Origin of the sequence: Roseovarius sp. BRH_c41 (genome assembly GCF_000961715.1) — a bacterium.
Lineage (GTDB): Bacteria > Pseudomonadota > Alphaproteobacteria > Rhodobacterales > Rhodobacteraceae > Roseovarius.
The window spans coordinates 64,199-89,542 of record NZ_LADY01000053.1; the positions used below are offsets into that span (position 1 = coordinate 64,199).

The window sequence follows — 25,344 nt, forward strand, 5'->3', positions numbered from 1 at the left end:
TCTCCTCAAATCAGTCTCGGGATTGGGGGCGGGATACCCCTGCCCCCATGTCAGTTTCATGACGCAGCTTCAGCTTTCGGCTTCGGCAACTTCGGCCAAGGCTTCTTCGACCGGCACATCTTCCAAGGCACCCATATCGACGCCTGCCGCGCCCAACTGGGCGGACATGCCGTCCAGTGCCGCGCGGCTGACCAGATCGCAATAGAGCGCAATGGCACGCGCCGCGTCGTCGTTGCCGGGGATGATATAGTCGATGCCATCGGGCGAGCAGTTGGTGTCAACGATACCGACAACCGGGATGCCCAGCTTGTTGGCTTCAGCCACGGCCAGCGCTTCTTTCTTGACGTCGATGACGAACAGCATGTCCGGCACGCCGCCCATTTCGCGAATACCGCCCAGGCTCGCCTGAAGCTTGATCTGGTCGCGCTCGATGCCAAGACGCTCTTTCTTGGTCAGGCCTTCAGCACCGACTTCCATCATCTCGTCGATCTGCTTCAAACGCTGAATCGATTTCGACACGGTCTGCCAGTTCGTCAGCGTGCCACCGAGCCAGCGGTGGTTCATGTAATACTGAGCGCATTTTTCCGCAGCTTCGGCAATCGGCTGCGCGGCTTGACGCTTGGTGCCGACGAACAGAATGCGGCCATTCTTGGCAACGGTCTCGCGGATTGCATGCAGCGCCGCATCCAGCAGCGGCACGGTCTGCGTCAGATCCATGATATGGATGCCATTGCGCGCGCCATAAATGAATTCGCCCATACGGGGGTTCCAGCGCTGCGTCTGGTGGCCAAAGTGAACGCCAGCTTCCAACAACTGACGCATCGTGAACTCGGGAAGAGCCATGTCTCGTTTTCCTTTTCCGGTTTTCGCCTCGGCATGGGAAGAGAAGCGGGTGCTTCAACCGGTGGACGGACAGGGATGTCTCCCCTGTCAGCCCGCCCATACCTGCGGGGTTCAGTGGCGCGCGTATACCTGCCCTCTTGGCCCGATACAAGCCCCAGTCCGGTATTTTGAACGTGACGTTCGACAGCGCCCGATGCCCCATTGTGAGCAGGCAATATTGTGCCTAGATATCCCCATGATCCGCGTGATGGAACCGTGATGAACACACCCTTTGACGATCTGCCCCCTCCACCGCGCAAACCCAGACGCTTGGGCGGTCTGCGCGCATCCTTTCTGACCGGGCTCGTGGTGATTGCCCCCGTGGGTCTGACGGTCTGGCTGATGTGGACGCTGATCGGTTGGGTCGATGGCTTCGTGCTGCCCCTCATTCCGGCACAGTATCAGCCCGAGCAATATATCGGCATCAACCTGCGCGGTGTCGGCGTCATCATCTTCCTGATCTTCACGGTTCTTGTGGGCTGGATCGCCAAGGGGTTGATCGGGCGGTCCCTGATCCTTTTCGCGGAATCGCTTGTGAACCGGATGCCGGTGGTGCGCTCCATCTATTCCGGTGTGAAACAGATCGCCGAAACGGTCTTTGCCCAATCCGAACGCAGCTTCGAAAAAGCCTGCCTTGTCGAATATCCGCGCAAGGGGATTTGGGCCATCGGCTTTATCTCGACCGAGGCGCGCGGCGAGATCAGCGAAAAGGCTCAGACCGACAGCGAGGTTCTGAGTGTCTTCGTGCCGACCACGCCCAACCCCACCTCTGGCTTTCTGCTGTATTTCCCGCGCGAGGATGTGATCGAGCTGGAGATGAGCATCGAGGACGCGGCCAAACTGGTGATCTCTGCCGGTCTGGTCTATCCGGATCAGAAAAAATCCGAGGAAACGCGCAAAAAAGCCGGGGATTAGGGGGGGCTCTATACCCAGAGCCGCGCGGTCGCTGGGCCGGGGACTAGCGAAGCGACACAGGTGGCTGCCACTTAATGCCTGCCAAATCCGTATGACCTCTCAGGGAAGCGCTCCCTCTCAAAATCGCTAGGCCGCGGGACGGCCCAGCGATCCGCGCGGCACCTGCGGTGCTATCCGCGCGGGGGCATAACCTGAGCCGGGGCTTCCCCTCAGAGCGCTGTCCAGCCTCCATCGACGCTGATCGTCGTGCCGGTGATCTGCGCCGCGGCATCCGAGCACAAAAACAACGCCGTGCCGCCCAATTGTTCGGTCGTGGCGAACTCCTTGGACGGTTGCCGCTCGAGCATGACCTTCTCGATCACCTCTTCACGCCCCATGCCGTATTTCTCCATCGTATCCGGGATTTGCGCCTCTACCAGCGGGGTCAGCACATAGCCCGGACAGATCGCATTGGCCGTGATCGGCTCTTTCGCGGTTTCCAGCGCCGTGACCTTGGTCAGACCGACAATGCCATGCTTGGCCGCCACATAGGCGGATTTATAGGGGCTCGCGGTCAGACCATGGGCGCTGGCGATATTGATCACCCTGCCCCACCCCGCCTTGCGCATCATCGGCAGCGCGGCTGCGGTGGTGTGAAACGCGGAATTGAGGTTGATCGCGATGATCGCATCCCATTTGTCGCTCGGAAACTCGTCAATCGGCGCCACATGCTGAATTCCGGCATTGTTCACCAGAATATCGCAGCGCCCCGCCTTTTCGATCAAGGCCCGGCATTGATCGCCCTTGGACATGTCGGCCTGAATATAGCGCACATCGACGCCGGTCTCCTTGGCGATTCGCTTGGCCAGCGCGTGATCCTCTTCCGAATCGGTAAAGGAATTCAGCACGATATTCACACCAGCCCGCGCCAGTTCTTCAGCGATGCCCAGACCGATGCCCGAGTTTGACCCCGTGATGATGGCGGTTTTACCTTTGACACTCATGCTCTGTCTCCCAATAACCATTGCGCGCGCAGCATATGTGCTGCATCTGCAAATTGCACGGGAATACCCATCACGCTCTCGCGAGCAGACCAAAAAAAACGCCCGCACGAAGCGGGCGTTAAGTTATTGAGGCAGGTTTCATACAGGCAAGAAACCTATCGAGCAGTGCCCCCTTTATAAGCAATCCTGCGCCACTGTCCAAGCTAAAAGTTTGAAAAGCCTTGAATCCCTCTCTAGGGTCCGGCCCAGACAAACAAAGATGATTGAGGATTGTCGCCAAAATGAGATCAGAATTTTTCCGCCACCTGAGGGCTGGATTGGCCGCGATCATCCTTGCTGGCACGGCCTCTCAGGCGGGTGCCGCCCCGGCGCATGGCATAGCTATGTATGGCGCCCCGGCGCTCCCACCTGATTTTGTGTCGCTCCCCTATGCCAACCCGGACGCACCGAGGGGCGGCGCGGTCGTCACCGGCAACGTGGGGGGCTTTGATTCGCTCAATCCCTTCATCCTGCGCGGCAATCCGCCGTGGCAACTGGCCGACCTCACCCACGAGACCCTGATGGGTCGGTCCTGGGACGAACCGTTCACGCTCTACGGTCTTTTGGCCGAATCGGTCGAGACGGACGACGACCGCCGATGGGTCGAATTCACCCTGCGCCCCGAGGCCCGATTCTCGGATGGCACCCCCGTCACCATCGAAGATGTGCTTTGGTCCTATGAGACCCTCGGCACCACGGGCCACCCGCGCTATCGCGGATTCTGGACCAAGGTGGACAGCATCGCCCAAACCGGCCCGCGCTCTCTGCGCCTGACCTTCACCGAAGATGATCGCGAATTGGCGCTCTTGGCCGGTCTCCGCCCGATCCTGCAAAAATCCCAGTGGGAGGGACGCGACATCACAGAGGCCGGGATTGATGACATTCCCCTCGGCACCGGCCCCTATGTGGTCAGCGATTACGAAATCAACCGTCACGTCACCCTGAAACGCAATCCCGACTATTGGGGCCGCGACCTACCCCTGCGGCGCGGCACCAACAATTTCGACGAAATCCGCATCGAATTCTACGGCGACGACACCGTGCTGAAAGAGGCGTTCAAGGCGGGGCTTGTCAGTTACGTGCGCGAATTCAACGCCGAGGCTTGGGCCACACAGTATGATTTTCCCGCTGTTGCGCGCGGCGAGATAACCCTAAGCGAAATCCCCCATGGCAAACCCTCGGGCATGACCGGCTTTGTCATGAACACCCGCCGCCCCCCGCTGGACGATTGGCGCGTGCGCGAGGCGCTGATCACCGCGTTCAATTTCGAATATATCAACGACACCCTGACCGGCGGACGCCAGCCGCGCATCACCTCTTATTTCTCCGGCTCCGAACTCGGGATGGATCACGGCCCCGCCACGGGCCGGGTGCGTGATCTCTTGACCCCCTTGGCCGATACTCTCCCGCCCGGCACGCTTGAGGGCTACAGCCTGCCCGTCGGCGACGGCACCGCGCGCAACCGCACGGCCCTGCGCCGCGCGGTGGACCTGCTGAACGAGGCGGGCTGGCAGGTCCAGAATGGGCGGCTTGTGAATGCAGAGGGGACACCCCTGTCCCTCACCGTCCTTTTACAACAGGACGGTCTGATCGCACAGGCAAGCGCCATGATGGATATCTACGCCCGCGCCCTCGAGCGGCTCGGCATCACGCTCAAGGTCGAAATGACCGACAAGGCGCAATATGCCGAACGCGAGGCGCAGTTTGACTTTGACCTCACCATGATGCGCCGCTCTCTGTCGCTCAGCCCCGGCAATGAACAGACCTATTATTGGGGCGCCGACTATGCCGACCAACCCGGCAGCCGCAATCTCATGGGCATGAAATCCCCCGCCGCCGAGGCGATGATCCGCGCCATGCTGACCGCCCGCGACCGCGCCGAATTCGTCGCCGCCACCCGTGCGCTCGACCGGGTACTTATGGCGGGGCGCTATGTGATCCCGATCCATCAATACAGCGTGGGTCGTATTGCGCATAAGTCACAGTTGAAATACCCTGACGACAGGCTGCCGATCTATGGGGATGGCATTGGCTTTCTCCCCGAGGTATGGTGGTTCGAGGCAAACGAATAACAAAAAGCAACGAAACAGAGCAATAAAACAGGCATGAGCATGCGAAAACTGATTGCACTCGCCCTCCTTGCGACGCTGGCCGGATGTGCCACTGTCGACGGTGTGGGTCGTGACATATCGGGTGCCGCGCGCGGCGTTCAGAGCTGGTTCTGATCCGCCGACGGCCCACCTCCCGGCGAGATTTGCGTCGCTTGCGCCTCGATGGGCGCGGACCCCTTGGCTATGACCGGGAACCAATCATGCCTTTCCCCTTGACGCCCCCGCCCATCCTGTCAAAACCCGGCCTATGAGCACTGCATTCCTTACCGTCGACCTTGATGCCATCACAGCCAATTGGCGCGCCTTGGATGCCATGACAGCGGGCGAGACCGCCGCCGTGGTCAAGGCGGATGCCTATGGCTTGGGTGCAGCAAAGGTGGCGCGCAGCCTCGCACGCGCCGGTGCCCGCCACTTCTTTGTCGCTGTCGCCGAAGAAGGCGCAGCCCTGCGCGACACGCTCGGGAGCGGACCTGCGATTTATGTGTTTTCCGGCCATATGCCCGGTGACGCGGATATGATCGGCGACATGCACCTGACCCCGATGATCAATTCGCTTGAGCAGATGATCCGCCATGTCGAATCCTTGCCGGGGCACCCCTTCGGCATCCAGCTTGATAGCGGCATGAACCGCCTCGGCATGGAACCCGGCGAATGGGCCGCGCTGCGCGACATCGCCTTGGCCCAGGATCCGCGCCTGATCATGTCGCACCTCGCCTGCGCCGACGAGCCGGATCATGCGATGAACCCGCAGCAGCTTGCCACCTTCCGCGAGATGACTGACGGGCTTGATGTGCCGCGCAGCCTTGCCAATACCGGCGGCATCCTGCTGGATGCGGCCTATCACTTCGATCTGGCCCGCCCCGGCATCGGCCTCTATGGCGGGCGTCCCTTTGCAGAGGCGCGCGCCGTCGTCACCCTCGACATCCCCGTGATCCAATGCCGCGATCTGGCACCGGGAGAAACAGTTGGATATGCCAACGGCTTTACGGCCCCCCGTGAGACCCGCATCGCCACGGTGGCGGCGGGCTATGCCGATGGCATCCTGCGCGCCATGGGGCCGAAAACCAGCCTCTGGGCCGAAGATATCCCCTGCCCCATCGCAGGCCGCATCTCGATGGACCTGATCTGCGTCGATATCACCGATCTGGGCCATGACCCCAAAAGCCTGCAACTTCTCGGGCCACACCAGAGCATCGACACGCTGGCCGATCACGCCGATACCATCGGCTACGAAATCCTGACCTCATTGGGGGCGCGCTATACGCGACGCTATATCGGCGGATGAATTTTATTCTCGGCTTTCTGGCCAGCATTGGCCGCACCGTTCTGAACGGGCTGGCATCTATGGGCCGGATTGCGCTTTTCGCCAGTGATACACTCAGCCATCTGGCGCGGCCCCCCTTCTACTGGCGCGAGTTTTTGCATGCGCTGGTGCAAATCGGCTGGCTCTCGCTGCCCGTTGTGGGCATGACGGCGCTTTTCACCGGCGGCGCGCTCGCGCTTCAGATCTACGCCGGCGGCGCGCGCTTCAACGCCGAAACCGTGGTGCCCTCGATTGTCGCGATTGGCCTCACCCGAGAGCTTGGTCCCGTCCTTGGCGGCCTCATGGTCGCCGCGCGCGTGGCCTCTTCCATCGCCGCAGAGATCGGCACGATGAAGGTCACAGAGCAGATCGACGCGCTCACCACCCTCTCCACCAACCCGATGAAATACCTCACCCTGCCCCGCGTGCTGGCCGCGACCCTCGCGGTGCCGGTGCTGGTGGGCGTCGGCGATGTGATCGGCATCATGGGCGGGTTTCTGGTGGGCGTCGGACGGCTCGATTTCTCCGCTGCCACCTATCTGCACAACACCATGGATTTTCTCGAAACATGGGATGTGGTCTCGGGCCTGATCAAGGGTGCTGCCTTCGGCTTTATCGTGGCGCTGATGGGCTGCTACTACGGCATGAACTCGGGCCGCGGCGCACAGGGCGTGGGCCGCGCCACCAAATCCGCAGTGGTGGCTGCCTCCGTGCTGATCCTCGCCTCCAACTACATCCTGACAGAGGTGTTTTTCTCGTCATGATCGAACTTAAAAACGTCCACAAAGCCTTCGGTCCCAACCGCGTCCTGCGAGGCGTGAACCTCACCATTCCCTCGGCCACCTCGCTTGTCATCATCGGCGGCTCGGGCACCGGCAAATCCGTGGCGCTGAAATGTATCCTCGGCCTCGTCCGCCCCGACAGCGGCACCATCACGCTTGACGGACAGGACGTGACACGCGGCGACCGTGACGCCTTTCTCGCCCGCTTCGGCATGCTCTTTCAGGGCGGCGCGCTCTTTGACTCGCTGCCCGTCTGGCAAAACGTCGCTTTCCGCCTGCTGCGTGGCTCGCTCAAGCGGCCCCTGTCCGAGGCCCGCGAAATCGCCATCGAGAAACTGCGCCGTGTCGGCCTCAAACCCGATGTCGCCGATAAATTCCCCGCCGAGCTTTCGGGCGGCATGCAAAAGCGCGTCGGCCTCGCCCGCGCCATCGCCGCCGAACCCGAGATCATCTTCTTTGACGAACCCACAACGGGCCTAGACCCCATCATGGCCGGCGTGATCAACGACCTGATCCGCGAGATTGTCACCGAAATGGGCGCCACCGCCATGACCATCACCCACGATATGACCTCCGTGCGCGCCATCGCCGACAATGTCGCCATGCTGCATGACGGCGTGATCAAATGGACCGGCCCGGTGTCCGAGATGGACCAGTCCGGCGATCCCTATCTGGATCAATTCATCCACGGCAGGGCTGAGGGACCGATCGAGGCGGTGCGGTGAGCGCAGCCCTGAGATACGGAAATCTGGCACTTCTGGTGCTCTTCCCCCTCGCCTGGTTTGCGCCCCTGATGCGCGCGGGCATCGACCTGCCACTCTTTGGCCTCTCCGAAATCAGCATCATCTCCGGCCTGCAAGCCCTCTGGCAGAGCGACGTGTACCTGGCCCTTCTGGTCACGGTCTTTGCCCTCTTCGCCCCCTATCTCAAGACGATCGGCCTCGCCCTCCTGCACTTTGGCCTCCTCTCGCCGCGCGCCCTGCCCGCGCTGCATGTCATGGGCAAACTCGCCATGGCCGATATCTTCCTCATCGCGCTCTATATCATCGTGGTCAAAGGCGTGGGCTTGGCGAGGGTCGAGGTGGCCTGGGGTCTTTATCTCTTTACCGCCTGCATCCTCGCCTCGCTGGCGATCAGCCTCGGTCAGCGCCACACGCCTCAAAATCACCCCGATATTCTCTAGAGCCTCGCACCAATCGCGCAGCGCTCACGCCACACTCCCCTAAACTTGACTCTGGATTGATTGAATTAATCCTTTGCCTTTCGAGCAATCGGCGTAAACTTGCTTATATTGGAAATGATCTTTCGAGGGGGGAAGTCATGACCGACTATTTTAGATCCGCAGCGCTGCTGACACAGTCCATTTTGCAACGCATTGCCTTTTTGACCCTTCTGCTCTGCGCGCTCACCCTGAGCGCTGCCACCATTGCCGCCAGCGTGGGCGCCCTGCCCTGGCTCGATTTCAGCGTGGGCTTTGGCGGCGTGATCTATCACAACGCAGGCCAATTCGCGCAGATCGGCCTCACGATTCTGGCGATTTTGCTCTGCGTCTACTTGCCGACCAACGCCCGCATCATGGCGCTCGAAACCTCGCACCGGCGCTTTAACATCGGGATGCAGGACGTGGCCCGCGCCTATCACGCAGCCCATGCGGCGGATCGTGCCGGGCTCTTTCGCCTTTCGTCGGAATTTGACTCGGTGCGCGAACGTCTCGCCTACCTGCGCGACCATCCCGATCTCGGCACGCTAGAGCCGGACCTCTTAGAGGTGGCGGCGCAAATGTCCCATATCAGCCGCGAATTGGCGCAGGTCTATTCCGACGACCGTATCGCCCGCGCCCGCAACTTCCTCACGCAGCGCCAGCAAGAGGTCGAGGCCTTCAATGCCCGGTTGGATCAGGCCAAGCAAATCACCCGCGAACTCAAACACTGGTCCCACGAGGTCGAGCTAGAGGAAAGCGTCGCTGCGAGCCAGTTGCAACGTCTGCGCGACGACCTGCGCGACATGCTGCCGGAACTGGGGCTCGAAGACATGCTGCGCCACGACGGCACCGTGATTGACATCACCCAAAAGGCGGCGGAATAACCGCACCAGAGGTTTCGCATTTGACCGCGCCCGCCGCTTGGGGCATCAGGCGCATATGGCAAAACCCGGCACCTTCACCTGCACGGCCTGCGGCGCGGTTCACAACCGCTGGTCGGGGCGTTGTGACGCCTGCGGCGAATGGAACAGCATCATCGAGGAAGCGCCGCTCTCGACCGGCCCCAAGAGCAAGACACTGGGCGGCAAACGCGGCACACCCCTCACCCTCACGGACCTCTCGACCGAAGAGGCCCCGCCGCCCCGCACCCTCTCAGGCATCGGCGAGCTTGACCGCGTTCTGGGCGGCGGCCTTGTGCCTGCCAGCGCGGTTCTGGTGGGCGGCGATCCGGGTATCGGCAAATCCACACTGCTCTTGCAGGCCGCCGCCCAATTTGCGGGCGCTGGCCTCAAGACCTTCTACATCTCCGGCGAAGAGGCCAGCGCTCAGGTCCGCATGCGCGCGCAGCGCCTTGGCTTGGGCAATGCCCCCGTCAAACTCGCCGCTGCCACATCGCTGCGCGACATCCTGACCACGCTCGAATCCGAGAAACCCGATCTCGTGATCATCGACTCGATTCAGACCGTCTGGTCCGACACGGTCGAGGCTGCTCCCGGCAGCGTGTCTCAGGTCCGCGCTGCGGCGCATGAACTGACCAGTTTTGCCAAACGCTTTGGCACGTCCGTGATCCTCGTCGGCCATGTCACCAAGGACGGCCAGATCGCCGGCCCCCGCGTGGTCGAACACATGGTTGATTGCGTGCTCTATTTCGAGGGCGAGCGCGGGCATCAATTCCGCATCCTGCGGTCCGTCAAGAACCGTTTTGGCCCCGCCGATGAAATCGGCGTCTTCGAGATGACCGGTGCGGGGCTGGCCGAGGTTGCCAACCCCTCTGCCCTCTTTCTCTCGGGGCGCGGCGCGCCCACTCCCGGCTCGGTTGTCTTTTCGGGGATCGAGGGTACGCGGCCCTTGCTTGTCGAAATGCAGGCGCTCGTCGCGCCCACGCCCCATGCTCAACCGCGCCGCGCCGTTGTCGGCTGGGACGGCGCGCGTCTGGCGATGATTCTCGCAGTGCTCGAGGCGCGCTGCGGCATCCCCTTTGCCGGGCTTGATGTCTATCTCAACGTCGCGGGTGGCCTCAAGATCAGCGAACCCGCCGCCGATCTTGCGGTCGCCGCCGCCCTTCTAAGCGCACGCGAGGACAAAGCCCTGCCGGCAGATACGGTCGTTTTCGGCGAAATAAGCCTATCCGGGGCCCTGCGCCCGGTGGGGCAGACCGAAAACAGGTTGAAAGAAGCGCAAAAACTTGGTTTCACAGCCGCGATCACCCCGTCGGGTGGCAAGACGGCGGGCGACAGTGGCCTCAAACTCACCCATATGGGGGATTTGACCACATTCGTAGGTGACATATTCGGCGCAGGTTAGGCGTCTATCGGGACAGGAAGAGGCATATGGAAGGTTTTACCATCATCGACGGCGTCGTGGCGCTTTTCATCGTGCTCTCGGCGCTCTTGGCCTATTCGCGCGGATTCGTGCGCGAGTCTCTGGCCATCGCGGGCTGGGTCGTGGCGGGCCTCCTCGCCTTTATCTTCGCGCCGCAGGTGGAACCGCTGGTCAAGGAAATCCCGGTGGTTGGCGAATTCATCGCCGATAGCTGTGAATTGTCGATGATCGGTGCGTTCGCGGTGGTCTTTGCCGTGGGTCTCATCATCGCCTCGCTGATCACGCCGCTCTTTTCCTCGCTGGTGCAACGCTCGGTTCTGGGCGGTCTTGACCAAGGGCTTGGCTTTGTCTTTGGCGTAGCGCGCGGTGTGCTGCTCATCGCCATCGCTTATTTCGTCTATCAGACTGTGATCTCCTCACAATCCATCCAGATCATCGACGACAGCCGCTCGGCGCGGGTCTTTTCACAACTGACCGGCAAGATCGAGGATCGCAACCCCGACGAGGCGTTGGGCTGGATCACCCGGCAATACGAGGATCTGATCGGCAAATGCGAGGCTCCGCAGTAAACATGCTGCCGCAAAGCCCGGTTTTCGCCCTCATTCTGATGGCCGTGGCCGGGCTGGCCATCGCCATTCAGGCGCCGCTCAACGCGGCCCTTGGGCGCACCATCGAAAGCTCCGTTGCAGCGGCGGCTGTTTCCTTTGGCGTGGGCTTTGTGGCGCTGGTGCTCTTGGTGGCCCTCTCTGGCGACAGCGCCGCCTTTGGGCGCGCGGCCCTCGCCCCGCTCTGGCTTTTGCTGGGCGGCCTGCTTGGCGCTTTCTTTGTCTGGGCCTCGCTCTGGAGCGTGCCGGTTCTGGGCGTGCTCACCACCACGGCGGCGCTGATCCTTGGACAGATCGTCGGCGCAATGGTGCTCGACTACATCGGTGCCTTCGGCATCGCCGCGAGGGATCTGTCGCTGACCCGCGTGATGGCCGCGCTCTTGGTCGGGGCAGGTGTCATTCTCTCGCGCTTCTGATCTGGAACGGGCCGCATCGCGTCCCAACGTTATCTGTGATAGTTTCGTGACATGTCCGGCCTGAGGGCGTATGACACGCCCAAGCGATATCCACGGATTCGGAGCTGCCCGCTTTGCCCAAACAAATGCCCCCCGCTCACCCTTTCGATGATGACAAACTCAAGGAGGAATGCGGAATTTTCGGCGCAATCGGTCTGACCGATGCGGCAAATTTCGTGGCCCTCGGCCTGCACGCGCTGCAACATCGCGGCCAAGAGGCTGGCGGCATCGTCAGCCACGATCCTGAACTCGGCTTCAATTCAGAACGCAGGTTTGGGTATGTGCGCGATAATTTCACCAGCCAGTCGCTGATGGAACGGCTGCCCGGCCCGCTGGCCATCGGCCATGTCCGCTACTCCACGGCTGGTTCCAAAGGGGCGGCGATCCGCGATGTTCAGCCCTTTTTCGGTGAATTTTCCATGGGCGGTGCGGCAATTGCCCATAACGGCAACATCACCAACGCTATTGCGCTGCGCAAGGAACTGATCGAGCGCGGCTCGATCTTTCAGTCCAGCTCGGACACCGAATGCATCATTCACCTCATGGCCCGCTCGCTCCAACGCAATATCCCCGAACGGATGGAGGATGCGCTGCGTCGGGTCGAAGGCGCGTTTTCAATCGTCGCCATGACCCGCACCAAGTTGATTGGCGTGCGTGATCCCTTGGGCGTGCGGCCCTTGGTCTTGGGTCAATTGGGAGAGGGCTGGATTCTCAGCTCGGAAACCTGCGCGCTCGACATCATCGGCGCGCGCCATGTCCGTGAAATCGAACCGGGTGAAATGGTCGTCATCTCGGCCAAGGGTGGCGTCGAGAGCCATTTTCCCTTTCGCCGCCAGTCCTCGCGATTCTGCATCTTCGAACATGTCTATTTCTCGCGTCCTGATTCGATCATCGGGGGCCGCTCGGTCTATGAAACCCGCCATCAGATCGGTGTAGAGCTGGCCCGCGAGGCCCCTGTTGATGCCGATCTCGTCTGTCCCGTGCCCGACAGCGGCACGCCAGCCGCCATCGGCTTCAGCCACGAATCAGGCATTCCCTTTGCGATGGGAATCATCCGCAATCAATACATGGGCCGCACCTTTATCGAGCCCACCGAACAGATCCGTAACATGGGCGTGCGTCTCAAACTCAACGTCAACCGCGCCCTGATCGAGGGCAAGCGCGTGATCCTCGTGGATGACAGCGTCGTGCGCGGCACCACCTCGCGCAAGATCAAAGAGATGATCCTCGATGCTGGGGCCGCCGAGGTGCACTTTCGCATTGCCTCGCCGCCTACCGCGTGGCCCTGCTTTTACGGGGTGGATACACCGCAGCGGGAAAAACTGCTCGCCGCCACCATGTCCGAGGACGAGATGCGCGACCATTTGCAGGTCAACAGTCTCAAGTTCATCTCGCTCGACGGTCTCTATCGTGCCGTGGGCGAGGCAGGCGGGCGCAACACCAAATGCCCGCAATATTGCGACGCCTGTTTCTCCGGCGAATATCCCGTTGCACCGTCCGACATGATCGACAAGGGTTTCGAGCTGAAAGCCGCCGAATAAGAGCCCGCCGCTCAGCCGTCACTCAGGCGGCTGAGCGGGTCTTTGCGCGGCGTTGCTGCATTGCGGCAACTCTCCGCCGACACCAAACCCGCCCTCTTTCTCCCCCGTCAGCACCCGTCTAGACGCCCCTTTGAGCATTGCACAAAGAGGTACGCGTGACAGAGCACACAGAAACCCCCGCCGCCACATTGGATGCCGCCACCAATCGCGCGGCCCTGCCGGACGCACGTCTGACCCTGATTGGCACCCTGCATGGCCCGGACCACGCCCGCGCGCTTTTGCGTATCGGCCGCACGGTGCACACCGTTAAAATTGGCACCGACCTTGGCAGCGCTAAAGTCGCCGCCATCGGTGAGGGGGTCTTGATCCTCGCGCGCGACGGTGGGCGCAGCGAACGGCTCAGCCTTCCCGCCTCCTGATCCCCACGACGCACAGAAAAACGCCGCTCCCATGCAGGAGCGGCGTTCGTTGTTTCAACGCTTTGGAGCTGGTTCAGCCCTTGCGCGCGCGGACCAGGGCGGTTGCCCCGGTGACGATCATCGCCGCCAGAACGGCCTTGACCACATCCCCCAGCAGGAAGGGGGCCATCCAACCGGACCACAGCGCATCCGCGCTCTTGCCCAGCATCGCCGCAGGCCATGCCAGACCCGGCAGATAGAGCAGCGCCGAAATCCCCACGCCACAAATCGCCGTGGACACGACGCCCCGCGCGACGCCGCGCTCAACGGCCAAACCGGCAAGATAGGCCATGGCAACAAACCCAAACAGGAAACCGGCCGTCGGTCCCATCAGAGCCACGCCGTTCAACCCACCTGCAAAGACCGGCAGGCCCATCGCTCCCTCGGCCAGATAGGCCAGCAGCGTCAGCGCGCCGAGGCGTGATCCAAAGGTCAGACCGACCATCAGAATCGCCAAAGTCTGAAGCGTGAGCGGCACCGGATAGAACGGCACGCTGATCTGAGCTGCCACTGCAATCAGGAAAGAGCCGCCCAAAACCAGCCCCGCCTTGCGGAGCAATGTGTCGTGGCCGATCACGGCCTTGGTCAAAACTGTATCGCGCATTGGTCGCGTCCCTCTGTTATGTCTCTGAAATGACTTTTTCGCTGCATGTGCGAGAAAGTCAAGCGATTGCCCTTGAATTGCCGCGCAACTGGTGGGATTTCCCTACGCATGGAAACTCAGAACTCCCTCCCGATCGCTCTCGTGACCGGCGCGTCGCGCGGTCTGGGTGCCGCCATGGCCGAGGCCCTGGCCAAAACCCATCACGTCGTTGCCGTGGCCCGCACCACCGGCGCGCTCGAAGATCTCGATGACCGCATTCAGGCGGCGGGCGGTCAGGCGACACTGGCACCGATGGACGTTACGAATGTTGGAGCGATGGCGCAGCTATGCCGCTCGATCCATGACCGCTGGGGCGCGATTGCCACTTGGGTGCATGCGGCGGTGCATGCCGCCCCCCTGACCCCGGTGGCGCATCTGTCCGAGGGCGATTGGTCCAAATCCGTGGCCTGCAACGTGACCGCCACCGGGATTCTGATCCCCTTCATAGCGCCCCTCTTGGGCACCAGCGGGCAAGCGATCTTTTTCGACGATCCGCACGCCGGCGAGAAATTCTATGCGGCCTATGGCGCCACCAAAGCCGCGCAAATCGCCCTCGCCCGCTCTTGGCAGGCCGAGACCGCGCAGACCGGCCCGCGTGTGCACATCCTCACGCCCCATCCGATGCCCACCGCCACCCGCGCGCGCTTCCACCCCGGCGAAGACCGCGAGACCTTGGCCCTTCCCCGCGACGAGGCCGCGCGCCTGCTTGCAGAATTGATCTAAGCTGCGTCCCGTGCTTGCCGCGCGCGCCCTCGGCAGCTAGACAGAGACCAAGCCAGAAAAAGGGGCAGGCCGATGCGCATTCTGATCACCAATGACGACGGCATCAATGCCCCCGGCCTTGTCGTGCTCCACGACATCGCCACCGCCCTCGCCGGTGAGACTGGTGAAGTCTGGACCGTGGCCCCCGCCTTCGAGCAATCCGGCGTTGGTCACTGCATTTCCTACACCCGCCCGATGATGATCGCACAGATGGGCCCGCGCCGCTTTGCCGCCGAGGGCAGCCCCGCCGATTGCATCCTTGCGGGCCTGCATGACGTGATGAAGGACGCCCGCCCGGACCTCGTGCTCTCTGGCGTCAATCGCGGCAACAATGCCGCCGAAAACGCGGTCTATTCCGGCACCGTCGGGGCCGCGATGGAGGCGGCGCTTCAGGGCGTGCCCGCCGTGGCGCTCAGCCAGTATTACGGCCCCGGCAACCGCGATCTTGACGACACATTCGAGGCCGCGCGCGTGCACGGCCTGCCCACACTGCAACGCCTTCTGGACAAGGGTGTCTGGACCAAGGACGATTACGGTATTTTCTACAACATCAACTTCCCGCCCGTACCTGCCGCAGAGGTCAAGGGCCTGCGTGCCGCCCGTCAGGGCTTTCGCCGCGATATGGGCTATGGGGTGCAGCCGCATGTCTCGCCCTCGGGTCGTCGCTTTCTCTGGGTCACGGGCGCCCCCCAGCACGAACCCACCAGCCCCGGATCAGATGCCGATGTGAACCTTCAAGGGTATATCTCGGTCACTCCCATGCGTGCGGACCTGACCGCCCATGACGCGTTGGAGGCGCTCAGGGCGATCGAATGACCGACGAGGACGATCACCATATTGCCGAACGCAAGATGCAGTTTCTCTTTGCCCTGCGCTCCAAGGGCGTGACCGATGCGCGCGTGCTCACGGCAATGGAACAGATCGACCGTGGCCCTTTCATCCGTGGCTATTTCGCGGAACGCGCCTATGAGGATATGCCGTTGCCCATCGCCTGCGGCCAGACCATCAGCCAGCCCTCGGTGGTGGGGCTGATGACACAGGCGCTCAAGGTTTCCAGCCGCGACAAGGTGCTCGAGGTTGGCACCGGTTCTGGCTATCAGGCAGCGATCCTGAGCCAGTTGGCCCGCCGCGTTTATACCGTCGACCGTCACAAACGACTGGTCAGCGAAGCATCAGAGATCTTTCGCGCCCTCGATCTGACCAATATCACGGCCCTGACCGCCGATGGCAGCTTCGGTTTGCCCGATCAGGCGCCCTTTGACCGCATAATCGTGACCGCAGCCGCCGAAGACCCGCCCGGCCCCCTATTGGCCCAGCTTAAAATCGGGGGTATCATGGTCGTGCCCGTGGGCCAGTCCGATGCCGTGCAACGGCTGATCCGCGTGACCCGGCATGAGACCGGATTTGACTATGACGAATTGCGCCCGGTGCGCTTTGTTCCTCTGATCGAGGGACTGGGACGCGACGGCTGAGTAGAGCGCGAGACACAGTAACCAAGGCCCCGGCCAACAAGGGGCCACTCAAGAGGATGATCGAGATGCGCAAATTCCCACGCTCCGCACCGTTGCTGGCGACCATGGCCTTGGCCCTTGCCGCCTGCGACCAACCGCTGGATCTCGACGTGCGCGGGGCCTTCGGCAACGCGCCCAGCACCGCAGAGGCCGCGCGCAACGCGACGGCCCCGCGTCCGCAACCGGATGCGCGCGGCATCATCTCCTACCCCGGCTATCAAGTTGCGGTGGCCGAGCGCGGTGACACTCTGGCCAGCCTCGCCCGCCGCATCGGTGCCGACCCCGGCGAAGTGGCCCGCTTCAACGGCATGCAAACCGGCGACCCGCTCCGCACGGGTGAGATCATCGCCCTACCCGGTCGTGTGGCAGAGCCGCTGGGCGGCCCGATTCAGACCACTCCGGGCGTGGATATCGGCACTCTCGCCGATGGCGCGATCCGCCGTGCGGATTCCCAGACTATCACAACCTCGGAACTGCCGCCCGCAACGCCCGGCACCGCCGCCCCGGCACAGGTCGGCGCGGAGCCGGTCCGTCACAAGGTCGAGCGCGGAGAGACCGCCTTTTCCATCGCGCGACTCTACAATGTCTCGATCCGCAGCTTGGCCGATTGGAACGGGCTTGGGTCTGACTTCTCGGTCCGTGAAGGTCAGTTCCTGCTGATCCCCGTCGCCCTTCCGGGCGAGAAGACCGAACCGTTCAATGAGGCCGATGTCGTCACCGTCACGCGGCCGGGTGCTGGCTCGCCCACGCCGACGCCGCCGAGCGCCTCCAAACCCCTGCCAGACGAAAAGACCACGCCCAAGGCTGCGCCCGTTGAAACCATCGCCGCCCCGGATTTGGGTAAAACCGAAACCACGACCACCGCGGCGCGTATGTCCTTCCCGGTCAACGGCGACATCATCCGCGAGTATTCCAAGGGCCGCAATGACGGCATCGACATCTCCGCCACCCCTGGGGCACCCGTCGTGGCGGCCGATGCGGGCACAGTCGCTGCGATAACCGAGGACACGAATGGTGTACCGATCATCGTGGTGAAACACGCAGGCTCGCTCCTGACGGTCTATTCCAACGTCGATGCTCTGACCGTGAAAAAGGGCGATAGCGTCACCCGCGGTCAAAAACTCGCCGAGATCCGCCGCACCGGCACGCCTGCCCTGCATTTCGAGGTACGCGACGGGTTCGATAGTGTCGATCCGATGCGCTTCCTCGGGGCATCGTCCTGAGCGTTGCGATTACTTTGGCGGCGGGGCAGCGCAATGCGCCCCCGCCGCAGCCATCCCTGATCCAAGCGCCAGCATCGGCACAGCGCCATAGGGATTGAGCGGGTCTGACGCCCCAGCGTCAAAGGCAATGAACCCCGCCACAAGAACCAATACCGCCGTTGTTACATGCGCCCGGATCATTTGCGCGTCTCCAATCCCAGAGAGGGCCGCAGCCGGATGCCAACCCAAGACCCGGCAAAGGCCGCGACAAACCACACCCAGCCATGCGCGGACCCGGTGCCGATGCCGCTGAAGAACGCCCCGATATTGCAGCCGAACGCCAGTCTTGAGCTATAGCCCAGCACCAGCCCCGCGATGATCACCGCACCCCAGGCCCGCGCAGGCAGAAGGCCCACCGGCGAGGCCAGACCGGCACGCCACCATGCCATCAGCGCCGCCCCCGCAATCAACCCGAAATCGGTGAGCGAGGTCACATCCGTCAGCACACTTGCGGCCACCTGTGCCTGATTGCCCGGTGCCGACCAGAACGCCGATCCCGACAGATCGCCCCCCACAGCCACCACCACCTTGGCCACCCAGAGGCCCAGACCATAGACCACGCCCCAGGGCTGACCGGCGACAACCAGATGCACGATCGCCAATCCCGCCAGCGCCAGTATCGCGCCCCAATAGCGTGCAGGCAGACGATACGAGCCGGGCTTGCCCAACATGAGCGCCAGACCAGCCACCGCCGCCAATCCGATCAACGTGAGTGCCAACCCCTGCCCACCGCTGAGCACCACCACCGGCATACTGCCAAGATTGGTCCACCAGGTCAGGTGATAGGCACCCCCAAAACTGCCAATCGCAAAGAATGGCAGCGCCACGGCGCCTATCGCATTGCCGCTTCCGGCATTGACCAGCGTGCCGGATCCACAGCCCATCACGATCTGCATCGCTGCGCCGAAAACAAATGCACCGCCGATCATCGCCAGCCCGATAGGCGCATGCGCGCCCTTCAACTCTGCGCCATTCGCCGCCAAGAGCGGAAAGGCGACGCTGGCCACAATGGCAATGCAGATGAGCTGCGCCACAAGGCCCGAGGCGTCCCGCTCGAGGATCATCCGCCGCCACGGCCCGGTAAAGCCAAAGCGGAACCCCTCCAGCGTCAGGCCAAAGCCGAGACCGATCAGCAACAAGAGACCAAAGCGCGGCCCCGCCAGCAGGGCCACCGCCAGAACCACCGCCCCCACAGCCACCAGCATCCCGGCACGCGACAGGGTGCCGGGGCTCGATGGGATCCCCGGAGCGGACGCAGAGGCGGTTTGGCTCATGTTCGGAACTCCTGTCAGTATTTGCCGGTGATCTTGTTCAGCAGATTCTGGAACAGTCCAGGCACATTGGCCATTTCATAGCCAGAGTTCGACCAACCGACCATAGACTCCGGATACATCCGCACGCCTTCGATACCTGCCACTTCGCTCAGCGCGAACCAGTTGGTCGCGGCCCAATGCCCGGTGTTGCAAAAGGACACCAGCCGGTCACCCGCCTCAAACCCGTTCTGTGCGGCCAATTCCCGGATCAGGTCCGGCTTGATCAACGCGGGCTCATCCTGACCGAACCAACGATCATGGGTGAAATACCGCGACTGCGGCAGCGTGCCGGGCTTGGCCGCTGCCGCATGTTTGGTTTCGCCCTTCCAAAAGGCTTCGGGCCGTGCGTCGATCAACTCGGCACTGTCCTTGCCATCCACAATGGCTTTCACATCCTCGCGGGTCGCCGTCCAGGTCGGGTCATATGTGACCGTGATCGTGCTCGGTGTGATCGTCTTGGCTGCACCCTTTTCAACCGGCTTGCCCGCCTGTTGCCAGGCGTTCATCCCCCCGTTGAGGATTGCCAAATCCTGAATGCCGCTTGATTTCAACGTCCAATAGACCCGCGCCGCAGCCCCGAAATCGGTCTGATCGCTGCCTTGATGCACCACGACAATCTGGCTGCCCTCGGTCACGCCAAGATTGCGCAAGACGTCTGTCATGGCCGCCTCGGCGACCAACTCGCCGGGGTTTTCCGCCGGTCCCCGAAAGAGACCGTATGGCGCCGGAAGCGCTCCGGGAATGTGGCCCACCTCGTAATCCGCGCCTGTGCGGATATCCAGCACGATCACCTCTTGCGTGGCCTGCGCTTGTGCCACGGCGTCGGGGTCCGTGAGCGGCCCCAACTGTGCAACGGCGGTCAAAGGTGCGACCGCAAGTGCCGCCGCCAACCCCAATTTCCTGAACATGTCAAACATGATGTATCCCCTTGCTGTCCTGTCGCAGAACCTAGGCTTGTGCCAGAGTAACGACAAGCATCAGACCGGGCTTTCACTTAATCTTGAGCAAATAAGGAGCTTGGCCCGGACAGCCTGTCAAGCAGCGCTCAACATCCCGGCCCGGTCACACAATCCGAACAATATTCCAAACACAGCTTGCCGGTCAGAACATTCTACCCAAATGCCTGCGCATCCTCCTCCTCATCGCCGCGTCCCGTTCCCTTTACCCCGGTCACGATCCCAAGGGATTTCAGCTTGCGGTGCAGGGCGCTGCGCTCCATGCCCACGAATTCCGCCGTCCGGCTGATATTGCCGCCAAAGCGGTTGATCTGGGTCAGCAGATACTCGCGCTCAAACGCCTCGCGCGCTTCGCGCAGCGCCATTGTGGCAACGGCCCCCGACAGCACCACCCGGCCCTCTTCCACCGCCCCGGCGCTCTCGCTTGGCAACTCGCGCGCCACAATCGGCCCCGTGCCTTCGCCCAGAATCAGAACCCGCTCGATCACATTGCGCAACTGCCGCACATTGCCCGGCCAGCGCATCGTCTGCAGCAGCGCCGCCGCCTCCTCGCTCAGCACGCGCAGCGTCAACCCTTGGGTCTTGTGGAACATCGCGATGAAATGCTCGGCCAGCGCCGGAACATCCTCACGCCGGTCCTCCAGACTCGGCACCGCAATCGGCACCACATTCAGCCGGTGATAGAGCTCGCGCCGAAACCGCTCTGCGGCAATCTCCGCCTCCAGATCCCGGCTGGTCGAAGAAATCACCCGCAAATCGACCTGTACCTTGTCACTGCCGCCCACTCGCAAAAAGGTCTGATCCACCAGCACCCGCAGGATCTTGGACTGCGTGCCCATCGGCATATCGGCGACCTCGTCAAAATAGATCACCCCGCCGTTGGCCTCTTCCAACAGCCCCGGAACCACGCCGCCCTCTTCATTCTCGCGGCCAAAGAGCACCTCTTCCATCCGATCCGAGGCAATCGAGGCGCAGCCAACCGTGACAAACGGGGCCGAGGCGCGCGCCGAGTTGGCATGGATGTAGCGCGCCGCCAGTTCCTTGCCCGAACCGGCGGGGCCTGACAGCATCACCCGCCCATTGGATTTCGTGACCTTGTCCAACTGCCCCATCAGCGTGCGAAACGCAGGGGCCTCGCCCAGCATCTCGGACGGTGCGGTTTCCCGCCGCTTCAAGGCCTGATTCTCCCGCCGCAACCGGCTGGTTTCCATGCCGCGCCGGATCACCACCATCAACTGGTCGATGTTGAACGGCTTTTCGATGAAATCATAGGCCCCCTGCTTGATCGCCGCGACCGCGATTTCGATATTGCCATGGCCAGAGATGATCACCACCGGCACATCGGGATAATCACGCTTGACCGCCTTGAGAATGTCGATCCCGTCCATATGGCTGTCCTTCAGCCAGATATCGAGGATCAGCAAACCGGGTTGCTCCGCCGCAATCGCCGCCATTGCCTCGTCGGAATTGCCCGCCCGACGGGTGCTATAGCCCTCGTCCTCCAGAATATCCGAAATCAGCTCCCGGATATCGCGTTCGTCATCGACAATCAGAATATCACTCATCGGTCCCTCAAACAGCCAGATTGGCCTCTACAAGCTCTTCCGCCACCAGCGGAAGCCGCACCACGGCCATCGCCCCGGCATGTGCCCCCGCTTCAAACGGCTCTGCATCCTCAAGCACAAGCGTCCCGCCATGCTCTTCGATGATTTTCTTCACGATGGGCAGGCCCAGCCCGGTGCCTTTATCCCGCGTCGTCACATAAGGCTCAAAGAGCCGCGCGCGATCCAGCGGCAATCCGATCCCATTGTCCGAAATGCGGATCACGGCGTTGCCATCCTCAACCCTGCTCTCGATGCGGATCATTGGCCGATGTCCCGCAGGCGCACCCTTTTCTTGCAGGCTTTCAATCGCCTCGCCGGCATTCTTCACCAGATTGGTCAGCGCCTGCCCGATCATCGACGCGTCAATATCGGCCCGCAATGGCCCGGTCTCCAGCGCCACGTCAAAGCGCACCTCCGGTTGCCCGCTCTCTTGCAAGAGAACCACCTCACGCAAGACCTGCGTCAGGCTTTCCTGCTGTGTCACAGGCTCCGGCATGCGCGCGAACTTCGAAAACTCATCCACAATCCGGCGCAGATCATTGGTCTGCCGTACCACCACATCCGTCAATTGCTCAAGACTCGCGGCCTCGTCCGGCGGCAACTGTTTGGCGAACTTGCGCTTGATCCGCTCGGCACTCAATTGAATGGGCGTCAGCGGGTTCTTGATTTCATGCGCAATCCGCCGCGCCACATCTCCCCAGGCGGCCATACGCTGCGCCGCCACCAGATCGGTCACATCGTCGAACGCCACCACATAGCCCTCGCGACGGCCCTCTTCGCTGATCCGCGTTGACATGCGCACCAGCAGGTTCTCCTGCCGGTCGCCGCGCGCGACTTTGATCTCTTCCTGCACAAATCCGCCGGGCACCGTGCGCAACCGATCAAACAGCGCCGCAAATTCCGGCACCGCTGCACTCAGGGCCACGGATTGCTGATCCTCCCCCCAATCGAGCAGCCGTTCGGCGGCGCGGTTCACAAAGGTAACGCGGCCCTGCGCATCCAGCCCGACAACCCCGGATGAAACCGACCCCAGCACAGAGTCAAACAGCCGCCTCCGCCGCTCGATCTGCTGCGTGTTGGTCAAGAGCGCCTCACGCTGCCCCTTCAACTGCCGTGTCATCTGGTTGAAGTAGGTGCTCAACTGCGCGATCTCATCGTCGCCCTCCTCCTCGCGCACCTGGGTGTCAAGATCCCCCTCGCCCACCCGTTGTGCCGCCGAGGTCAACCGGCCCACCGGCTGCGACAACCGTTCGGCAAACCACATCCCAAGCCAGATGGCGGCCAGGATCAGGATCACGGCAAACCCGAGATAAAGCAGCCCGAACTCAAACAGAACACGCCCCCGCTCGCTCTCGCGCTGCTTGTAAAAGGCCGCCGTTTCCTTGGTTTCATCCAACAGGTTCAGAATCGCGCCATCGACCGTCCGGCTCACATAGAGCAACCGGTCCGGCACGGCATCGAGCGGCATCAAGGCCCGAAACTCGTCATTCTCCCAATCGCGGATCACCACCACGCCTTGCGCATAGGCCTCGTTGATCTGCGCCTCAGTCGGCTTTTCAAAGTCGAACAAATAGGATCGCTCGCCCCGTGCCCGAATTTCCCCTGTGCCATCTATCACAAAGGCCTCGCGCAGACCGCGCTGAATCTCGCGCTGCCCCGAGGACAGAACCTGACGGATATCGCCATCGGTCATAAAGACAGCGGCGCGTTTGGTGGCATTGATCACCCGCGCCAAAACCCGAATATCGGTTTCCAGATCGCGCCGATGTTCCTCTTCATAGGCTTGGGCTGCTGCGACAGAACTGTCCACCACCCGGCCAACGCGCTCCGAAAACCATGCTTCCAACCCCATGTTCACCGACAGGGTGGCAAACACCGCCACGGTGATGGTGGGCAAGAGCGCCATCAGCGCAAACACACCCGTCAGCCGCAGATGCAGCCGAGACCCCGCCGACCGACTGCGCCGCGCGGCCACCATGCGCGCCACGCGCTGCATGACCAATCCGGCCACCATCAAGACATAGACCATGTCGCACAACAGCACGAGCCGCAGCCCATCTGATGTGCTCCCCTGATCCAGCGGGCCCATCATCAGATAGGTCGCCATCGCCAGCACCGGACCCAAAAGCACAAGGCTCAGGGTCGCCCAGTTCTGCAACCGTTGCAGCCGTCGCAGGCGGTTGATCCCCTCCCACGACAGGCGCCTGCCTCTGATCCCGCGTGTCTGCGTTACCACGCACGTCCCCCATCACTCGTGGGGTCGCTTGTGCTTCCCCGCAACATATGGACCGTCGGGGCGCGCGTGCCCCATTTAGCAACAGTCCTGTTGCAGTTTTACATCAACTTGCGGCGGCGTGTCACGTTAATATCCAGATCGGTGATTTTCTTGCGCAAGGTATTGCGGTTGATACCCAGGAGGTCCGCACATTTCGCTTGGTTGCCAGCGGTCGCATCCAGCGCAATCTCGATCAACGGAAGCTCGATCTCGCGCAATATCCGCGTATAGAGCCCCGCAGGCGGCAGAGCATCGCCATGCAGATCAAAATACCGTCGCAGATGTCCCGCCACCGAGGCGGTCAGGCTCTCGCCGCGCCCTTCGCGCATCACCGGCTCAGACCGCGGCTGATTGCCCAGCACGGCCTCGACCTCGGCCCGGCTGATTTCCTCGGTCACCGCCGTCAGCCCGATTCGCCGCACGGCATTCTCCAACTGCCGCACATTCCCCGGCCAGCTATAGGCGCGCATCAACTCCGCCGCTTGCTCCGACAGATGCCGTGCGGGTTGCCCGTCGCGCTCATCGCGCCCGAGAAAATGCTCGGCCAAGAGCGGAATATCCTCGACCCGCGCCCGCAAGTTCGGCACGTCGATCACAGCCCCGCTCAGCCGGTAATAGAGATCCTCACGCAGCGTGCCCTCGTCCAGCGCCTGCCCCGGCGGCACCCGGCTCGTGGCCATGAAGCGCGGCACATGATCGCCCGGCGCATCCATCATCCGCACCACCCGGCCCTGTGCCTCGGGCGGCAGGTCTGTTACCTCGTCCAGAACGATCGTGCCCCCCTTGACCCGCGCCATCACCCGCGACGGACCATCCAATTCCCGCAAATCCGACGGTGTCACGGTCACAAAAGGCAAGGTCCGACGATCCGAGAAATCGTGGATCGCCTTGGCAATCAGGGATTTTCCCGTGCCCGACTCGCCACAGATCATCACCGGCAGATCGGTGTTCATGATCCGCGCAACCACCCGGTAGAGCGCCTGCATCGCTGGCGTCCGACCGATCAGCGGCAGTTCCTCGGGCCGCTCCACCTCGTGCTCGCGAATGGGCCTGCGCGCCCGCGCCTCCAGCGCCCGCGCCGTGCGCTTCATCAGATCAGGCAGATCAAACGGCTTGGGCAGATAATCATAGGCTTCTGCCTCCGCCGCCTTGATCGCCGTCATGATCGTATTCTGCGCCGAGATCACGATCACCGGCAGGCCGGGCCGGTCCTGTGCGATCTTGGGCAGCATCTCGAGCCCATTGCCATCGGGCATCATCACGTCCGAAATGACCACATCGCCCTTGCCCTCGCCAATCCACCGCATCAGCGTCGTCAGGCTCGACGTGGCATGCACCCGGCATCCCGCCCGTGTCAGCGCCTGCGTCAGAACCGTTCGGATCGTGCGGTCGTCATCGGCGACCAATACCGTGCCATCCAT

At 62.5% G+C, this 25,344-nt stretch carries 26 protein-coding genes; 17 read left to right on the forward strand and 9 right to left on the reverse strand.

Annotated elements, in window-relative coordinates; all coding sequences use genetic code 11:
* Positions 1-69 precede the first annotated feature (69 nt).
* Entirely contained in the window at positions 70-843 is a 774-nt protein-coding gene (gene rpsB / locus VR71_RS15525) for a 30S ribosomal protein S2 (RefSeq protein WP_040650670.1), read from the reverse strand.
* Between the two features lie 258 nt (positions 844-1,101).
* On the opposite strand from rpsB, the gene VR71_RS15530 reads away from it, so the two are divergent.
* The gene (locus VR71_RS15530) at positions 1,102-1,797 is read left to right on the forward strand and encodes a DUF502 domain-containing protein (protein ID WP_045685660.1); all 696 of its coding nucleotides are present in this window, start codon (positions 1,102-1,104) and stop codon (positions 1,795-1,797) included.
* A gap of 209 nt (positions 1,798-2,006) precedes the next feature.
* Here the strand turns inward: VR71_RS15530 and VR71_RS15535 are convergent, their stop codons facing one another.
* Positions 2,007-2,780: a 3-hydroxybutyrate dehydrogenase gene (locus tag VR71_RS15535; RefSeq protein WP_045685662.1), complete on the reverse strand. Its 774-nt coding sequence runs from the start codon at positions 2,778-2,780 to the stop codon at positions 2,007-2,009.
* A gap of 281 nt (positions 2,781-3,061) precedes the next feature.
* Between VR71_RS15535 and VR71_RS15540 the strand changes: the two genes are divergently transcribed.
* The 12 genes from VR71_RS15540 (at position 3,062) to VR71_RS15590 (ending at position 13,558) form a co-directional block, all read left to right on the forward strand.
* A complete protein-coding gene (locus tag VR71_RS15540) occupies positions 3,062-4,891 on the forward strand; it encodes an extracellular solute-binding protein (RefSeq protein ID WP_045685664.1) in 1,830 nt (609 codons plus the stop codon).
* Between the two features lie 39 nt (positions 4,892-4,930).
* The gene (locus tag VR71_RS25125) at positions 4,931-5,044 is read left to right on the forward strand and encodes an entericidin EcnA/B family protein (RefSeq protein ID WP_157046626.1); all 114 of its coding nucleotides are present in this window, start codon (positions 4,931-4,933) and stop codon (positions 5,042-5,044) included.
* 133 nt (positions 5,045-5,177) lie between these two features.
* Complete coding sequence (alr, locus tag VR71_RS15545) at positions 5,178-6,215, forward strand: alanine racemase (RefSeq protein ID WP_045685666.1); 1,038 nt, start codon at positions 5,178-5,180, stop codon at positions 6,213-6,215.
* Positions 6,212-6,997, forward strand: coding sequence for an ABC transporter permease (locus VR71_RS15550; protein ID WP_009818882.1), 786 nt, complete (start codon positions 6,212-6,214; stop codon positions 6,995-6,997). The genes alr and VR71_RS15550 overlap by 4 nt, the downstream gene beginning before the upstream one ends.
* Positions 6,994-7,740, forward strand: coding sequence for an ABC transporter ATP-binding protein (locus VR71_RS15555; protein WP_045685668.1), 747 nt, complete (start codon positions 6,994-6,996; stop codon positions 7,738-7,740). Before VR71_RS15550 ends, VR71_RS15555 begins: the two co-directional genes overlap by 4 nt.
* Positions 7,737-8,198 carry a paraquat-inducible protein A gene (locus VR71_RS15560; protein ID WP_045685670.1) on the forward strand — a complete coding sequence of 154 codons (462 nt, stop codon included), beginning with the start codon at positions 7,737-7,739 and terminating at the stop codon, positions 8,196-8,198. Before VR71_RS15555 ends, VR71_RS15560 begins: the two co-directional genes overlap by 4 nt.
* A 137-nt stretch (positions 8,199-8,335) precedes the next feature.
* Positions 8,336-9,100: a hypothetical protein gene (locus VR71_RS15565; RefSeq protein ID WP_045685672.1), complete on the forward strand. Its 765-nt coding sequence runs from the start codon at positions 8,336-8,338 to the stop codon at positions 9,098-9,100.
* 55 nt (positions 9,101-9,155) lie between these two features.
* On the forward strand, positions 9,156-10,520 hold the full coding sequence (radA, locus tag VR71_RS15570) for a DNA repair protein RadA (protein WP_009818886.1): 1,365 nt from the start codon (positions 9,156-9,158) through the stop codon (positions 10,518-10,520).
* Between the two features lie 26 nt (positions 10,521-10,546).
* Complete coding sequence (locus VR71_RS15575; protein ID WP_009818887.1) at positions 10,547-11,107, forward strand: CvpA family protein; 561 nt, start codon at positions 10,547-10,549, stop codon at positions 11,105-11,107.
* A gap of 2 nt (positions 11,108-11,109) precedes the next feature.
* Positions 11,110-11,559 (forward strand): DMT family transporter, encoded by a 450-nt coding sequence (locus VR71_RS15580; protein WP_009818888.1) that lies wholly within the window; start codon positions 11,110-11,112, stop codon positions 11,557-11,559.
* Between the two features lie 125 nt (positions 11,560-11,684).
* Positions 11,685-13,139, forward strand: a complete 1,455-nt coding sequence (gene purF / locus VR71_RS15585; protein WP_009818889.1) for an amidophosphoribosyltransferase — start codon at positions 11,685-11,687, stop codon at positions 13,137-13,139.
* A 155-nt stretch (positions 13,140-13,294) separates the two neighbouring features.
* On the forward strand, positions 13,295-13,558 hold the full coding sequence (locus tag VR71_RS15590; RefSeq protein ID WP_045685675.1) for a hypothetical protein: 264 nt from the start codon (positions 13,295-13,297) through the stop codon (positions 13,556-13,558).
* 73 nt (positions 13,559-13,631) lie between these two features.
* Here the strand turns inward: VR71_RS15590 and VR71_RS15595 are convergent, their stop codons facing one another.
* Positions 13,632-14,201, reverse strand: a complete 570-nt coding sequence (locus VR71_RS15595) for a biotin transporter BioY (RefSeq protein ID WP_009818891.1) — start codon at positions 14,199-14,201, stop codon at positions 13,632-13,634.
* 108 nt (positions 14,202-14,309) lie between these two features.
* Between VR71_RS15595 and VR71_RS15600 the strand changes: the two genes are divergently transcribed.
* The 4 genes from VR71_RS15600 to VR71_RS15615 all read left to right on the forward strand — a co-directional run bounded on the left by VR71_RS15600 (position 14,310) and on the right by VR71_RS15615 (position 17,736).
* Positions 14,310-14,963, forward strand: a complete 654-nt coding sequence (locus tag VR71_RS15600; protein ID WP_045685677.1) for an SDR family oxidoreductase — start codon at positions 14,310-14,312, stop codon at positions 14,961-14,963.
* Positions 14,964-15,035: 72 nt separating this feature from the next.
* Positions 15,036-15,818, forward strand: coding sequence for a 5'/3'-nucleotidase SurE (gene surE / locus VR71_RS15605; protein WP_045685679.1), 783 nt, complete (start codon positions 15,036-15,038; stop codon positions 15,816-15,818).
* The gene (locus tag VR71_RS15610; protein WP_045685681.1) at positions 15,815-16,474 is read left to right on the forward strand and encodes a protein-L-isoaspartate(D-aspartate) O-methyltransferase; all 660 of its coding nucleotides are present in this window, start codon (positions 15,815-15,817) and stop codon (positions 16,472-16,474) included. The genes surE and VR71_RS15610 overlap by 4 nt, the downstream gene beginning before the upstream one ends.
* Positions 16,475-16,530: 56 nt before the next feature.
* Complete coding sequence (locus VR71_RS15615; RefSeq protein ID WP_045685684.1) at positions 16,531-17,736, forward strand: M23 family metallopeptidase; 1,206 nt, start codon at positions 16,531-16,533, stop codon at positions 17,734-17,736.
* 9 nt (positions 17,737-17,745) lie between these two features.
* Here VR71_RS15615 and VR71_RS25130 read toward each other — a convergent pair whose 3' ends face one another.
* From VR71_RS25130 to VR71_RS15640, 6 genes are all read right to left on the reverse strand, one after another.
* A complete protein-coding gene (locus tag VR71_RS25130; RefSeq protein WP_009818896.1) occupies positions 17,746-17,916 on the reverse strand; it encodes a hypothetical protein in 171 nt (56 codons plus the stop codon).
* Positions 17,913-19,049 (reverse strand): YeeE/YedE family protein, encoded by a 1,137-nt coding sequence (locus VR71_RS15620; RefSeq protein WP_045685686.1) that lies wholly within the window; start codon positions 19,047-19,049, stop codon positions 17,913-17,915. Before VR71_RS15620 ends, VR71_RS25130 begins: the two co-directional genes overlap by 4 nt.
* 14 nt (positions 19,050-19,063) lie before the next feature.
* The gene (locus VR71_RS15625; protein WP_045685688.1) at positions 19,064-20,005 is read right to left on the reverse strand and encodes a sulfurtransferase; all 942 of its coding nucleotides are present in this window, start codon (positions 20,003-20,005) and stop codon (positions 19,064-19,066) included.
* 194 nt (positions 20,006-20,199) lie between these two features.
* The gene (locus tag VR71_RS15630; protein ID WP_009818899.1) at positions 20,200-21,609 is read right to left on the reverse strand and encodes a sigma-54 dependent transcriptional regulator; all 1,410 of its coding nucleotides are present in this window, start codon (positions 21,607-21,609) and stop codon (positions 20,200-20,202) included.
* A gap of 7 nt (positions 21,610-21,616) precedes the next feature.
* Positions 21,617-23,884, reverse strand: coding sequence for an ATP-binding protein (locus tag VR71_RS15635; RefSeq protein ID WP_367118661.1), 2,268 nt, complete (start codon positions 23,882-23,884; stop codon positions 21,617-21,619).
* 98 nt (positions 23,885-23,982) lie between these two features.
* Positions 23,983-25,344 (reverse strand): response regulator, encoded by a 1,362-nt coding sequence (locus VR71_RS15640; RefSeq protein ID WP_009818901.1) that lies wholly within the window; start codon positions 25,342-25,344, stop codon positions 23,983-23,985.

Coding starts and splice junctions, on each gene's coding strand:
- rpsB (WP_040650670.1), bottom strand. CDS start 843: ATGGCTCTTCCCGAGTTCACGATGCGTCAGTTGTTGGAAGCTGGCGTT.
- VR71_RS15530 (WP_045685660.1), top strand. CDS start 1,102: ATGAACACACCCTTTGACGATCTGCCCCCTCCACCGCGCAAACCCAGA.
- VR71_RS15535 (WP_045685662.1), bottom strand. CDS start 2,780: ATGAGTGTCAAAGGTAAAACCGCCATCATCACGGGGTCAAACTCGGGC.
- VR71_RS15540 (WP_045685664.1), top strand. CDS start 3,062: ATGAGATCAGAATTTTTCCGCCACCTGAGGGCTGGATTGGCCGCGATC.
- VR71_RS25125 (WP_157046626.1), top strand. CDS start 4,931: ATGCGAAAACTGATTGCACTCGCCCTCCTTGCGACGCTGGCCGGATGT.
- alr (WP_045685666.1), top strand. CDS start 5,178: ATGAGCACTGCATTCCTTACCGTCGACCTTGATGCCATCACAGCCAAT.
- VR71_RS15550 (WP_009818882.1), top strand. CDS start 6,212: ATGAATTTTATTCTCGGCTTTCTGGCCAGCATTGGCCGCACCGTTCTG.
- VR71_RS15555 (WP_045685668.1), top strand. CDS start 6,994: ATGATCGAACTTAAAAACGTCCACAAAGCCTTCGGTCCCAACCGCGTC.
- VR71_RS15565 (WP_045685672.1), top strand. CDS start 8,336: ATGACCGACTATTTTAGATCCGCAGCGCTGCTGACACAGTCCATTTTG.
- radA (WP_009818886.1), top strand. CDS start 9,156: ATGGCAAAACCCGGCACCTTCACCTGCACGGCCTGCGGCGCGGTTCAC.
- VR71_RS15575 (WP_009818887.1), top strand. CDS start 10,547: ATGGAAGGTTTTACCATCATCGACGGCGTCGTGGCGCTTTTCATCGTG.
- VR71_RS15580 (WP_009818888.1), top strand. CDS start 11,110: ATGCTGCCGCAAAGCCCGGTTTTCGCCCTCATTCTGATGGCCGTGGCC.
- purF (WP_009818889.1), top strand. CDS start 11,685: ATGCCCCCCGCTCACCCTTTCGATGATGACAAACTCAAGGAGGAATGC.
- VR71_RS15595 (WP_009818891.1), bottom strand. CDS start 14,201: ATGCGCGATACAGTTTTGACCAAGGCCGTGATCGGCCACGACACATTG.
- VR71_RS15600 (WP_045685677.1), top strand. CDS start 14,310: ATGGAAACTCAGAACTCCCTCCCGATCGCTCTCGTGACCGGCGCGTCG.
- surE (WP_045685679.1), top strand. CDS start 15,036: ATGCGCATTCTGATCACCAATGACGACGGCATCAATGCCCCCGGCCTT.
- VR71_RS15610 (WP_045685681.1), top strand. CDS start 15,815: ATGACCGACGAGGACGATCACCATATTGCCGAACGCAAGATGCAGTTT.
- VR71_RS15615 (WP_045685684.1), top strand. CDS start 16,531: ATGATCGAGATGCGCAAATTCCCACGCTCCGCACCGTTGCTGGCGACC.
- VR71_RS25130 (WP_009818896.1), bottom strand. CDS start 17,916: ATGATCCGGGCGCATGTAACAACGGCGGTATTGGTTCTTGTGGCGGGG.
- VR71_RS15620 (WP_045685686.1), bottom strand. CDS start 19,049: ATGAGCCAAACCGCCTCTGCGTCCGCTCCGGGGATCCCATCGAGCCCC.
- VR71_RS15625 (WP_045685688.1), bottom strand. CDS start 20,005: ATGTTTGACATGTTCAGGAAATTGGGGTTGGCGGCGGCACTTGCGGTC.
- VR71_RS15630 (WP_009818899.1), bottom strand. CDS start 21,609: ATGAGTGATATTCTGATTGTCGATGACGAACGCGATATCCGGGAGCTG.
- VR71_RS15640 (WP_009818901.1), bottom strand. CDS start 25,344: ATGGATGGCACGGTATTGGTCGCCGATGACGACCGCACGATCCGAACG.